The organism is Aquabacterium parvum (assembly GCF_001447195.1).
In the GTDB taxonomy this organism is placed as follows: Bacteria; Pseudomonadota; Gammaproteobacteria; order Burkholderiales; family Burkholderiaceae_C; genus Aquabacterium; species Aquabacterium parvum.
In genome coordinates this window covers 21,371-34,561 of sequence record NZ_LFRI01000014.1, presented here as the reverse complement: position 1 = coordinate 34,561, position 13,191 = coordinate 21,371, and the positions used below count along the sequence as shown (strand labels likewise).

General features: G+C 66.0%; 9 protein-coding genes. 3 read left to right on the top strand and 6 right to left on the bottom strand.

The window, feature by feature from the left end; translation table 11 throughout:
• Positions 1-27: 27 nt before the first annotated feature.
• Positions 28-795 carry a PP2C family protein-serine/threonine phosphatase gene (locus ABG80_RS00160; RefSeq protein WP_058085787.1) on the bottom strand — a complete coding sequence of 256 codons (768 nt, stop codon included), beginning with the start codon at positions 793-795 and terminating at the stop codon, positions 28-30.
• A 97-nt stretch (positions 796-892) separates the two neighbouring features.
• Here ABG80_RS00160 and ABG80_RS00155 point away from each other — a divergent pair, with 97 nt between their 5' ends.
• Positions 893-1,096, top strand: a complete 204-nt coding sequence (locus ABG80_RS00155) for a YdcH family protein (protein ID WP_058085786.1) — start codon at positions 893-895, stop codon at positions 1,094-1,096.
• Positions 1,097-1,109: 13 nt separating this feature from the next.
• Here ABG80_RS00155 and ABG80_RS00150 read toward each other — a convergent pair whose 3' ends face one another.
• Positions 1,110-3,698 (bottom strand): [protein-PII] uridylyltransferase, encoded by a 2,589-nt coding sequence (locus ABG80_RS00150; protein WP_058085785.1) that lies wholly within the window; start codon positions 3,696-3,698, stop codon positions 1,110-1,112.
• Between the two features lie 18 nt (positions 3,699-3,716).
• Positions 3,717-4,553 carry a type I methionyl aminopeptidase gene (gene map, locus ABG80_RS00145; protein WP_058085784.1) on the bottom strand — a complete coding sequence of 279 codons (837 nt, stop codon included), beginning with the start codon at positions 4,551-4,553 and terminating at the stop codon, positions 3,717-3,719.
• A 162-nt stretch (positions 4,554-4,715) separates the two neighbouring features.
• Here map and purL point away from each other — a divergent pair, with 162 nt between their 5' ends.
• Positions 4,716-8,750 (top strand): phosphoribosylformylglycinamidine synthase, encoded by a 4,035-nt coding sequence (gene purL, locus ABG80_RS00140; protein ID WP_058085783.1) that lies wholly within the window; start codon positions 4,716-4,718, stop codon positions 8,748-8,750.
• Between the two features lie 69 nt (positions 8,751-8,819).
• Here purL and ABG80_RS00135 read toward each other — a convergent pair whose 3' ends face one another.
• The 3 genes from ABG80_RS00135 to ABG80_RS00125 form a co-directional block, all read right to left on the bottom strand.
• Positions 8,820-9,134 (bottom strand): DUF2322 family protein, encoded by a 315-nt coding sequence (locus ABG80_RS00135; protein WP_058085782.1) that lies wholly within the window; start codon positions 9,132-9,134, stop codon positions 8,820-8,822.
• Positions 9,135-9,193: 59 nt separating this feature from the next.
• Positions 9,194-10,102, bottom strand: coding sequence for a UDP-2,3-diacylglucosamine diphosphatase (locus tag ABG80_RS00130; RefSeq protein WP_407638718.1), 909 nt, complete (start codon positions 10,100-10,102; stop codon positions 9,194-9,196).
• Between the two features lie 135 nt (positions 10,103-10,237).
• On the bottom strand, positions 10,238-12,211 hold the full coding sequence (locus ABG80_RS00125) for a peptidase U32 family protein (protein WP_058085781.1): 1,974 nt from the start codon (positions 12,209-12,211) through the stop codon (positions 10,238-10,240).
• Between the two features lie 144 nt (positions 12,212-12,355).
• On the opposite strand from ABG80_RS00125, the gene ABG80_RS00120 reads away from it, so the two are divergent.
• A complete protein-coding gene (locus ABG80_RS00120; protein ID WP_058085817.1) occupies positions 12,356-13,150 on the top strand; it encodes a DUF1624 domain-containing protein in 795 nt (264 codons plus the stop codon).
• The last annotated feature ends 41 nt before the right edge of the window (positions 13,151-13,191 follow it).

Sequence of the window (13,191 nt, the reverse complement as noted above, 5' to 3'; positions counted from 1 at the left end):
GACCGCCGGCTCGCTGCGGCCGAGACCTCAGCCCAGTGCTTCGACCCTGACGAGTGCGAGCGACAGGTTGTCGCCACCGGCGCGAGCGCGGTAGCGAGCTTTGCCCACCAGCATTTCTGCGGCCTCACGCGGGGGCAGCGTGTGCACGATGGCGCCCAGTTCCTTGGGCGTGAAGTAGTGCCACAGGCCGTCAGAGCAGGCCAGCAGCGTGTCGCCGATTTCAAGCCGGGTGACGGTGCGCACGGCCAAGGGCGGATCGGCCTGGCTGCCAAGGCAACCCGTCAGCAAGTTGGCCTGAGGGTGCACGTTGGCTTCGTCTTCGGTCAGGTGGCCTTCGTTGACCAGGCGTTGCACGTAGGAGTGGTCCTCGGTGCGGGTGATCATTTCCGGCCCGTGAAAATGGTAGATGCGGGTGTCGCCTGCGTGACCAATGCAGGCGCTCATGTCCGGGTTGATCAGGAAAGCGCCGACCGTGCTGTGGGGTTCTTCTTCGAAGGCCAGCGCGGTGAGCTTGATCATCAAGTGAGCCTCTTGCACCAGCTGTGTCATGAGTGACTCGCTCGACTCCATGCCCGGCTCGTAGCGCTCAAACACCTGCCTGGCGGTGAGGATGACCTGGTCTGCGGCCTTGCGCCCACCGCTTTTGCCGCCCATGCCGTCGGCAACCACGGCCATCAGGCAGCCGGGCACGCGCGGATGCGGCATGACTTCCACCTGGTCTTGTTGGTAGGGGCGGTCTCCGCGGTGCAGGCCGGTTGCGGCCACAAGGCGAAAACTCGAAGGCACTGTGATCATCTGAAAACTATAATCGGGAAACGGGGAGACCCTGTTCCCCGATCACAGGGGATTCAACCGATGACGGGTTGCAGCATGACGACCCCTGGCGCCCAAGATGACCGAGAACCTCCATTCCCCCCATCGACAGTTGATCGAACTGCGGATGGAGCACGCCGACCTGGACAACCTGATCGACCGCGCCGCCGAACAAACCCCCACGGATGAGTTGTCCCTGCGTCGCCTGAAGAAGCGGCGGCTCATGCTGCGCGACCAGATCGCTCGCCTGGAGTTGCTGCTCGACCCGAAAGAGCCAGCCTGAACTGCTCCAAGGCTCAGGCCAGTGCGGCCAGCAACTCGGTTTCGATGGTCAATTGCCGCTTGTCTTGACGCAAGGCGTCACCGGTGACGAGGAAGGTGTCTTCCACGCGTTCACCCAGGGTGCTGACTTTGGCCAGTTGAACGTTCACCCCATGGTGGGCCAGCGTTCGGGCGATGACGTACAGCAGGCCTGAGCGGTCCGACGCAGACACCGTGAGCAGCCAGCGCTGAGCGCGCTCGTCAGGCCGCAGGCTCACGCGCGGCGGGATCGGGAAAGAGCGCACGCGGCGAGACTGACGCCCACGGGCTGGGTCGTGCAGAGGTTTGTCGGAGGCCACGGCTTCAGCCAGTTGGGTTTCGACCAGCGCGATCATGTCGCGGTAATGCACGCCTTCGAAGCGCAGCGGGTCGGATGCCAGGATCTGGAAGGTGTCCAGCGCGTAACCCGTGCCCGAGGTGTGGATGCGTGCGTCCTGGATGCTGAAGGCGGCGCGGTCGAAGTAGCCGCAGATGCGGGCGAACAGGTCGGGGCGATCGGGCGCGTAGACCAGCACCTGAAGGCCTTCGCCGATGGACGACAGCCTGGCGGCCACGATGGGCTTGGGCGTGTCGACGTGGCGCCAGAGCATGCGCGTGTGCCAGGCGATGTCGGCGGCGTCGTGGCGGGCGAAGTAGCTGATGTCCAGCGTCTGCCAGAGCTTGTCTTCGATGCCAGGCGGCAGGTAGTACAGCTGCAGCGTCTGGCGGGCCTGCTGCTTGCGCGACTCGATTTCGGCGTCCATGTGTGGGCGCGACCCACCCAGTGCGCGCAGCGCCAGCTTGTAGAGGTCCTCGAGGAGCTTGCCCTTCCAGGCGTTCCAGACCTTGGGGCTGGTGCCGCGGATGTCTGCCACGGTGAGCAGGTACAGGGCTGTGAGGGTGCGCTCGTTGCCCACGCGGCGCGCGAAGGCCTGGATGACGTCCGGGTCCGAAAGGTCTTCTTTCTGGGCCACGCGCGACATGGTCAGGTGCTCGCCGACCAGGAACTCGATGAGTTTGGCGTCTTCACCAGCGATGCCGTGGTCTTTGCAAAACCGCTTGACCTCGACTGCGCCCAACTCGGAGTGGTCGCCACCGCGGCCTTTGGCCACGTCGTGGAACAGCGCGGCGATGTAGAGCAGCCAGGGCTTGTCGAACTGCGAGGCCAGCTGGGTGCAGAAGGGGTACTCGTGGGCGTGCTCCGGGATGAAGAAACGCCGCACGTTGCGCACGACCATGAGGATGTGCTGGTCCACGGTGTAGACGTGGAAGAGGTCGTGCTGCATCTGCCCGACGATGCGGCGGAACACCCAGAGGTAGCGGCCCAGCACCGAGGTCTGGTTGAGCAGGCGCATGACGCGGGTCTGGCCCTGCTGCTCCTGCAGGATCGCCATGAACGTGGCGTGGTTCACCGGGTCGCGGCGGAAGGACGCGTCCATGACGCCACGCGCGTTGTAGAGCGCGCGCAGCGTGCGGGCCGACAGGCCTTTCAAGGTGCCGTCCTGTTGCAGCGTCAGGAAGGTGGTGAGGATGGCGTGGCGGTCGCGCTGGTAGAGGTCGTCGCTGGCGACTTCGAGGTAGCCGCCGCGATCGAGAAAGCGCTCGTTGATGACGCGCATGGGCGCGTCGGTCGAGCCCTGCACGCGCTCCTCGATGTTCAGGATCAGGATCTGGTTGAGCTGGGTGACGGCCTTGGCCGCCCAGTAATAGCGCCGCATCAGCGCCTCGGAAGCGCGCAGGGCAGGCGTGTTCACGTAGCCAAAGCTCTCGGCAATGGTGGTCTGCAGGTCGAAGACGAGGCGGTCTTCGCGGCGCCCGGCGACTTGGTGCAGGCGGCAGCGGATGAGCTTGAGCAGACCCTCGTTGCGCTGCAGTTGGCGGGCTTCGAAGGGCGTCAGCAGGCCGTTGCGGGCCAGGTCATGCCAGTTGCGCCCCAGTCGAGCGGCCAGGGCAAGCCAAAGCACCACCTGCAGGTCGCGCAGGCCCCCAGGGCTTTCCTTGCAGTTGGGCTCCAGCGCGTAGGGCGTGTCTTCGTGCTTGGTGTGCCGCTGCCGCATCTCCAGCATCTTGGCCGTGATGAAGGCGTGCACGTCGAGGTGCTCGTAGGTGGCTTTCTCCAGCGCTTCAAAACGGGCCCGGGAGCCGCAAAGGAAGCGGGCTTCGAGCAGGGAGGTCTGGACCGTGACGTCGCGCTGGGCCTCTTCGGCGCACTCTTCGACGGTGCGCACGCTGGAGCCGATCTCCAGGCCGATGTCCCAGCAGGCGCTGATGAAGCCTTCGACGCTGGGCGCCAGGCTTTCGTCGCCAGCCACCGATGGCGACAGGGGCATCAGCAGCAGGACGTCTATGTCGGAGTGCGGAAAGAGCTCGTCGCGACCGTAGCCCCCCACGGCGACCAGCGTGGCCCCCTTGGGCATGGCGTGGGCGTCCCACAGCGTCTGCAGCACGCGATCGACCAGGCGAGAGAGCTGGGTGAGCAGGCGAGTGGCCGACGAGGTGGTCGGGCGGCTGTCCTGGAACCGCTGCAGCAGCGCGGCCTTGTCTGCGCGAAACTGCGTGCGCAGGGCGGGGACGTCAACGGTCATTGGCGGACTGGCGTGGGTTCAGGCGGGCTGGGTGGCTTGCTGCACGAAGGCGGGCGCCTCGGGGCTGCCGGCCGACAAGGTGAGCACTTCGTAGCCGGTTTCGGTGACGAGCACGGTGTGCTCCCACTGGGCCGACAGCGAGCGGTCCTTGGTGACGATGGTCCAGCCGTCGTAGGGCTGTCCGCCCTTGCGGCCTTCCTTGATCTCTCGCTTGCCCAGGTTGATCATGGGCTCGATGGTGAAGATCAGGCCGGGTTGCAGCTCGATGCCGGTGCCAGGGCGCCCGTAGTGCAGCACCTGAGGGTCCTCGTGAAAGCGCTGGCCGATGCCGTGGCCGCAGTACTCGCGCACCACCGAGTAGCCGGCGTTTTCGGCGAAGGTCTGGATGGCGTGCCCGATGTCGCCCAGGCGCGCGCCCGGCTTGACCTTGACGATGCCCTTCCACATGGCCTCGAAGGTGATGCGGCACAGGCGGTCGGCGGCGATCGCCGGCTTGCCGATCAGGAACATGCGGCTGTTGTCGCCATACCAGCCATCCTTGATGACGGTGACGTCGATGTTGACGATGTCGCCCGACTTCAGCGGCGTGTCGTTCGGGATGCCGTGGCAGACCACGTCGTTGACCGAGGTGCACAACGAGGCGGGGTAGGGGATGTGGCCGGGCGGCTGGTAGTTCAGCGTGGCGGACGTCGTGCCCTGGACGTTGACCATGTAGTCGTGCGCCAGGCGGTCGATTTCCTTGGTGGTGATGCCGGGCTGGATGTGGGGCGTCAGGTAGTCCAGGACCTCCGAGGCGAGTCGGCAGGCCACGCGCATGGCGTCGATCTCGGCGCCGGATTTGATCGTGATGCTCATGGGCCTGGATTATCCGTAATAAGTGCGCGGCTCGGCATCGACAGGGAGATGCCGCCACGAACAACTCGCGGGTTTTGTCCGCTGGCCCCGGTAAAATGCGCGTTTTTCCCGACGCAGGCCTGCTTTGGGCCCCTCGCCGTGACCGAACGCACCTCCTCCGCGATGTCCACCCTGATGCACTTCGAGGGCGGCAACGCCCTGGCTCCCCACCAAGCCCAAGCCCTGCTGCCCAAGTTGCAGGCCATCAACCCGCGGATCAGCGGCGTTCACGCCCGCTTCGTGCACTGGGTGGCGCTGGAGCAGCCTCTGACCTCCTCGGAGCAGGAAAGGCTGGCAGCCCTGTTGACCTACGGGCCGTCCTACGCCGGGCCAGTGGAGGGCGACCTCATCGTGGTCGCGCCGCGCCTGGGCACGGTCTCGCCCTGGGCGTCGAAAGCCACCGACATCGCGCACAACTGTGGCCTGGCGATCCGGCGCGTCGAGCGCGTCACCGAATTCCGTCTGACGGTCAAGGCCGGGGTCATCGGGGCCCTGATGGGCGGCGCCAAACCGCTGGCCCCGCAAGACATCCAGGCCGTTGCGGCGCTGCTGCACGACCGGATGACCGAAAGCGTGATGGCCAGCCGCGTAGAAGCCCGACACCTGTTCGACGAAAAGCAGGGCACCCCGATGGTGCATGTGGACGTGCTGGGCCGTGGCCGCGCCGCGCTCGAGGCCGCCAACACCGAGTTTGGCCTGGCTTTGTCGGATGACGAAATCGATTACCTGGTCAACGCCTTCACCGGCTTGAAGCGCAACCCGACGGACGTCGAGCTGACGATGTTCGCGCAGGCCAACTCCGAGCACTGCCGCCACAAGATCTTCAACGCCAAGTTCACCATCGACGGCCAGGAGCAGGACCTGTCGATGTTCGGCATGATCCGCAACACCGAGAAGCTCAGCCCGCAGCACACGGTGGTGGCTTACTCGGACAACGCCTCGGTGATGGAAGGCCATCAGATCGAGCGCTGGATGCCAGCCGGCTTCACCAACGCGCCTCAGTACCAGGCCCGCGAAGAGCTGGCCCATGTGCTGATGAAGGTCGAGACCCACAACCACCCGACGGCGATTTCGCCCTTCCCGGGTGCCTCGACCGGCGCGGGCGGCGAGATCCGCGACGAGGGGGCCACGGGCCGTGGTTCGCGCCCCAAGTCGGGCTTGACGGGCTTCTCGGTGTCGAACCTGCACCTGCCCGGCATGAATGAGCCGTGGGAGCAAAACCCTGTTGGCAAGCCCGAGCACATCGCCAGCCCGCTGCAGATCATGATCGAGGGCCCGCTGGGTGGCGCCGCCTTCAACAACGAGTTCGGTCGTGCCAACCTGGGCGGCTACTTCCGCGTGTTCGATCAACAGGTGGGCGAGGGCGCCAGCGCCATCCGCCGCGGCTACCACAAGCCCATCATGATCGCCGGCGGCATCGGCACCATCAGCGCCGAGCAGACCAAGAAGATCGTGTTCGGCGCGGGCACGCTGTTGATCCAGTTGGGTGGCCCCGGCATGCGCATCGGCATGGCGGGCGCGGCCGCGTCGTCGATGGCGGCGGGCACCAACTCTGCTGCGCTGGACTTTGATTCGGTGCAGCGCGGCAACCCGGAAATCGAGCGTCGCGCGCAAGAGGTCATCAACCATTGCTGGGGCCTGGGCGCCAACAACCCCATCCTCGCCATTCATGACGTGGGGGCGGGCGGCATCTCCAATGCATTCCCCGAGCTGGTGGACGGCGCGGGCAAGGGCGCCAGATTCGATCTGAGCAAGGTGCCGCTGGAAGAATCCGGCATGGCCCCGAAAGAGATCTGGTGCAACGAGAGCCAGGAGCGCTACGTCCTGGCCATCGCACCCGAGAGCCTGCCCATCTTCACCGCCATGTGCGAGCGCGAGCGTTGCCCCTTCGGCGTGATCGGCACGGCCACCGAGGCGCTGGAGCTGGTGCTGGAAGACACCACGAAGCCCGAAGCAGACAAGGCCGTCGACATGCCCATGGAAGTGCTGCTGGGCAAGCCTCCGAAGATGCACCGCGACGTGCAGCGCGTGCAGTGGGACGGCGGCCAGCTGGACCTGACCGGCGTGCAACTGGACAAGGTGGCTTTCGACGTGCTGCGCCACCCCACGGTGGCCAGCAAGCGCTTTTTGATCACCATCGGTGACCGCACCGTGGGTGGCCTCAACAGCCGCGACCAGATGGTCGGCCCCTGGCAGGTGCCGGTGGCAGACGTGGCCGTGACGCTGGCCGACTACAAGGGCTTCGCCGGCGAAGCCATGGCCATGGGCGAACGCACGCCGCTGGCATCGGTCAACGCACCCGCATCCGGCCGCATGGCCGTGGGCGAGGCCATCACCAACTTGCTGGCCGCGCCCATCGAGCTGCCGCGCGTGAAGCTGTCCGCCAACTGGATGGCTGCTTGCGGCGAGAAGGGTGAAGACGCGGCGTTGTACGAGACCGTCAAGGCCGTGGGCATGGAGCTGTGTCCGGCGCTGGGCATTTCGATCCCGGTTGGCAAGGACTCGCTGTCGATGCGCACCAAGTGGTCTGACAACGGAGTCTCCAAACAGGTGACCGCGCCTGTTTCGCTGATCGTCACGTCGTTCGCTTCGATCGCCGATGTGCGAGGCACGCTGACGCCTCAGCTCGTGACCATCGAGAACGGCCAGGCCCTGGACACCAGCCTGATCCTGATCGACCTGGGCCAAGGCAAGAAGCGCATGGGCGGCTCGATGCTGGCCCAGGTGCTCAACCAGTTCGGCAACGATGTTCCCGATGTCGACTCGCCGGCTGCCCTGAAGTCCACGGTCGAGGCAGTGAACGCGCTGCGCGCCCAAGGCAAGCTGCTGGCCTACCACGACCGTGGCGACGGCGGCCTGTGGGCCACCGTGTGCGAAATGGCCTTCGCCGGCCACACGGGTGTGTCCCTCAATGTCGACATGCTCGTCACCGAGGGCGATGGCATCAGCGACAGCCGCGCCGAAACCGGTGACTCCAAGAACTGGGCCGGCCAGGTCAGCGAGCGCCGAAACGAGCTCACGCTCAAGGCCCTGTTCAACGAAGAGCTGGGCGTGGTGCTGCAGGTGCGCACCGCCGAGCGCGATGCCGTGATGCAGACCCTGCGCGAGCATGGCTTGAGCCAGCACAGCCACGTCATCGGCAAGCCCATCCTCACGGGTGCAGCCAAGGACGAGGTGCAGGTCTGGCGCGACGCCAAGCAAATCTTCAAAGCCCCGTTGCAGCACCTGCACCAAACGTGGGACGACGTGAGCTGGCGCATCGCCCAGCTGCGCGACAACCCCGCCTGCGCCGACAGCGAACACGCCACCATCGGCGATGCAGCCAACGCAGGCCTGCATGTGTCGCTGAGCTTCGATCCGCTGCAAGACGTGGCCGCGCCTTTCATCAACAAGGTCCGTCCCAAGGTGGCCATCCTGCGTGAGCAGGGCGTGAACTCGCACGTGGAAATGGCCTACGCCATGCACCTGGGTGGCTTCGACACCTTCGACGTGCACATGAGCGACCTGATCGCCGGCCGCGCTCGACTGGACCAGTTCCAGGGCTTCGTGGCCTGCGGAGGTTTCAGCTACGGCGACACCCTGGGTGCCGGCGAAGGCTGGGCACGTTCGGTGCTCTTCAATCCGCAACTGGCCGAGCAGTTCGCCGCCTTCATGAAGCGCGGCGACACCTTCGGCCTGGGCGTGTGCAACGGCTGCCAGATGCTGGCGGCGCTCAGCCCGATCATCCCGGGCGCCGAGCACTGGCCGAAGTTCACGACCAACCAGAGCACGCGCTTCGAGGCCCGCCTGAGCCAGGTCGAGGTGCTGGAGAGCCCGTCGATCTTCTTCGAGGGCATGGCCGGCAGCCGCATGCCGATTGCCGTGTCGCACGGCGAAGGCTTTGCCAACTTCTCGCAGCGTGGTGACGCAGCCAAGGTGCACCGCGCGGTGCGCTTCGTGGACCACGCCGGTGTGCCCACCGAGGTCTACCCGTTCAACCCCAACGGCTCGCCCGAGGGCCTGACCGGCGTGACCACGCCCGATGGCCGCTTCACGGCCATGATGCCGCACCCGGAGCGCGTGTTCCGCAACATCCAGATGAGCTGGACGAGCGGTGACAAGAGTGCGCCAAGCCCCTGGCTGCGCATGTTCCGCAACGCGCGCAAGTGGGTGGGTTGATCTCTCAGCCACCCAAGACAAGGGGGCGCTCCAGGGCGCCCCTTTTTTTATCTTGCTGACGCAGGCCGCTCAGGCGGCGATGGTACGAGCGGTGAGCGATTGCCCGTTGCGCACCAGGTCGATCAGCCGGTCGATGTTGGGGTGTTTGCCTGGGTTGGCTTCGGCGTCGGCGGTGTGCTCGGCGTAGATCTGCAGGCCTTCCTGTGCAGCCTCGGGATGGATGACCTCGTGCTTGGCCGCCAGCGCGGCGTACACGGCGAGCGAGCCGGCCTGCCCAGGCTTGTTTTCGATGCGGGCCACCATGGCGCCGGCGGCGTCGAGCAGTTCGATGGCGGCCAGGTGGGCCACGGAGGGGAGGGCTTTGATGTTGTCGGCGAATGCCATGTTCGGGCTCCTTCTGTCAGGCGCCGCATTGTGCCGCAGGCTCGCCGACAGGGATCGTTTCAAACGGCGATCGACGCGGCTGACGTCAAGCTCGGTGACAAGGCTGTGCGCCCTGCCATGACCTCGCTCCACTCGACGATGGCCAGCGTGCCGTCCTCGTGCTCGACCAACGCCGTCAGGCTCTCGACCCAGTCACCGTCGTTGCAGTACAGGATGCCCTCGACCTCGCGCATCTCCGCATGGTGGATGTGTCCGCACACCAGACCGTCCACGCCGCGTTTGCGGGCCTCTCGGGCCAGCGCGGCCTCGAAGTCGCCCACGTAACTCACCGCTCGCTTGACCTTGAGCTTGAGGTACTTGGACAAAGACCAGTACGGCAACCCCACCCTAGCCCGCCATGAGTTGAGGTGGCGGTTGAGCTTGAGCGTGAACTCGTAGAGCGAGTCGCCCAGCAGGGCCAGCCAGCGCGCGCACTGGATCACGCCGTCGTAGAGGTCGCCATGGGTGACCCAGAGCTGGCGCCCGTCGGCCGTGGTGTGGATCCATTCTTCGGCCACCTCGATGCCGCCGAAGGAATGCTCCAGGAACTTGCGCGCGAACTCGTCGTGGTTGCCCGGCACGTAGATGACGCGGGTGCCTTTGCGCGCCTTGCGCAGCAGCTTTTGCACGACATCGTTGTGGGCTTGAGGCCAGTACCAGCTGCGGCGCAACTGCCAGCCGTCGATGATGTCGCCAACCAGGTAGAGGGTGTCGCACTCCACGCGCTTGAGGAAGTCGAGCAGGGCGTGGGCCTGGCAGCCGGGCGTGCCCAGGTGCACATCGGAAATCCACACCGTGCGAACCCGGTGCGTGCCCACGAGCTCGTCTCGTGCTTCGCCGTGCTCGCCTGGCAGCGCGCCTGAGGCAAAAGGTAGAAGGGAACGTGTCTGGCGCCCGTTGCCAGCCGCGAAGCTGGCGGGCGAGGTCAAGGCTCTCAGCAGAGGTGCATTGATCCAGTTCCGCATGCGCCCATGGTCTGCGGCGCGTGTGACAGGACCGCGATGCCATGGTGACAGTCGGATGACGCCCCCCGCCGGTTCGCGGGAGCGTCAAAGACAGATGGGTCAGGCCTGCGGGCGCGTGCGATAGAACTGCACCGGCGCCGGCGGGATCTGGTTGAGCACCGACTTTTTCATCTTGCCGACCACGTGCATCTCGCAGGGCTTGCAGTCAAAGCGCAGCGTGAGCTTCTCCTTGCCGTTGATGAGCTGCAGCGGCTCGGCCTTGACCTGGCCCTGAACGCCTTGCACGCCTTTGGCCTGCTTGGGGCACAGGCTCAGCGAGAAGCGCACGCAGTGTTTGGTGATCATCAGGCTGACTTCACCGAGTTCTTCGTGGCTTTCATAGGCCGGCTCGATGACCTTGACGCCGTGCTTGGCGTAGAAATCGCGGGCCTTGTGGTTGTACACGTTGGCGAGGTAGCTCAACGTGTCTTCAGGGTAGGGCGCGGGGGGCTCGACCGCCGCTGCGCGCTCAAGCCGCGGGCGCACCGCTTCACGAGCGGCTTCCAGCGCAGCCACGGCGTCGCGACGCAGGGTGTTGAGCGCCGAGGCCGGCACGAACCAGGGCTGGCTCAGCTTCAGGCCGATGTCGTGAGCCTGGAAGATCGTGTTGCCCAGCTTGCCGATCTGCTCGCGCAGCGTGGTTTCGGCTCGCTCTGCATCTTGCGGCGCCTGCTTGTCGCACACCACGCTGGCCGAGCCCACGCAGCCGTCTTCGTCAGAGAGTTGCAGCGCAAGGCCATCAGGCGTTTCGCTCAACTCTGCCCACAGGCCGATGCGGCGGTCGGACGACTTCTTGCTGAGTTGGTGCTCCCAGCTGCGGTCGCGGTTGCGGTTGATGGCCACGCCGGACTGCAGGTCCTTGAGCGCCTCGATGGCCTCGTTGGGGAACACGCGCCACAGCCGGCCCGACTTGCCCACTGGTTCGGCCGTGTTGACCTGCACGCCGACGATGTCCTTGGTCAGCGTCAGGTAGTTCAGGCCGTCGCCGTTGTGGATGCCGCCGGCTTCCTTGACAGCCTCGTCGTCGATGGCCACGTCGAACCATTTGTCGCCCACCTTGGCGACCTCGCCCACGGGCAGGCCCAGGTGCTTCGGAGACTCGAAGGCGCCGATGTCTTCCTTGCGGCCGGTGACGAAATAGTCGGTGCTGCCGCGGTTGAAGTTGCGCTCGGGCTCGGGCTGAAAGTAGAAGGTGCACTCGCCCGACGACGAGCGGGCCAGCTCGGGCCGCTGTTCCAGGATTTCGTCAAGCAGCAGGCGGTAGTGGGCGGTGATGTTCTTCACATAGCCCATGTCCTTGTAGCGCCCTTCGATCTTGAAGGAGCGCACGCCCGCGTCGATCAGGGCGTTGAGGTTGGCGCTCTGGTCGTTGTCCTTCATGGACAGCACGTGCTGCTCGAAGGCCACGACCTGGCCGCTGCCGTCGAGCACGTTGTAGGGCAGGCGACAGGCTTGCGAGCAATCACCGCGGTTGGCGCTGCGGCCGGTGTGCGCATGGCTGATGAAGCACTGGCCGCTGTAGGCCACGCACAGCGCGCCGTGGATGAAGAACTCGATGGTGGCGTGCGTGGCGTCCGAGATGGCCTGGATCTGCTGCAGCGTGAGCTCGCGCGCCAGCACGATCTGGCTGAAGCCGGCGTCCTGCAGGAACTTGGCTTTTTCGACGGTGCGGATGTCTGTTTGCGTGCTGGCGTGCAACTGGATGGGCGGCAGATCGAGTTCGAGCAGGCCCATGTCCTGCACGATCAGCGCGTCCACGCCCGCGTCGTGCAGCTCCCAGATCAGCTTGCGCGCGGGCTCCAGCTCGTCGTCACGCAAGATGGTGTTGATCGTGGTGAAGACCTTGGCGTGGTAGCGGTGCGCGTGCTGGACCAGCCGGGCGATGTCGCTGACCTCGTTGCTGGCGTTGCTGCGCGCGCCGAACGAGGGCCCGCCGATGTAGATGGCGTCGGCGCCGTGGTTGACGGCCTCGATGCCGATGTCGGCCGTGCGCGCGGGCGAGAGCAGTTCGATCTGGTGGGCGGGCAGGGACATGGGCGGTTGGGGGCGAAGAAAGAACGACAAAGACGGCACCCTCTCGGCTGGCGGGAGCCGCAGGGCGACGCGGTGGGGCGGGGGAGGGCCGATACTATCGCGATGGCACGCAAAAAAGGCAAGTTCGGGGCGCAAGTCCCTTCGATGGCGAACGGGATCACGGCGTCGGATCCTGTCGTCCAGCGCTTCGACGGGGTGGACGCCTTGCGCGGGCTGGCGCTGGTGTGGATGGCAGCCTTCCACTTCTGTTTCGACCTGGCCAACTTTCGCCTGACGGAATCGGATTTCTACCGCGACCCGTTCTGGACCTGGCAGCGCACCTTCATCCTCTCGACGTTTTTGCTGTGTGCCGGGGCAGGCCAGGCCATCGCCACGCACCGGGGGCAGAGCTGGGCACGTTTTTGGCGCCGCTGGGCGCAGATCGTCGGATGCGCGCTGCTGGTGAGCCTGAGCAGCTGGTGGATGTTCCCGCGCAGCTACATCTCCTTCGGGGTGCTGCACGGCATGGCGGTGATGCTGGTCGTCGCCCGCCTGAGTGCGCCGCTGGGGCGATGGCTGCTGCCTCTGGGGCTGCTCGCCATGCTGCTGCCGCGCTGGCTGCAAGATCCATTCTTTGACACGAGGCTGACCAATTGGGTGGGCCTGGTCACGCACAAGCCCATCACCGAAGACTTCGTGCCCGTGCTGCCCTGGCTGGGCGTGATGTGGTGGGGCCTGGCCGTGACGCAATGGCTGTTGCACCACCGGCCGCAGTGGCTGGGCGGTGCTTCATCGCAGGTTTCGGCGGGCAACTCGGGCGACAATCACGGCCTTGCCTGGCGGGCCCTGGTTTTGCTGGGGCAATGGAGCCTGAGCTTCTACATGGTGCACCAGCCGGTGTTCATCGGTGCACTGATGGCCTGGCAGCAGTGGCTGGGCCCTCGGCCGCTGTCGCCGTGATCAGGTGGGCCCCTGGCCTGCCAGCGTTCTTTGCCTCCTGC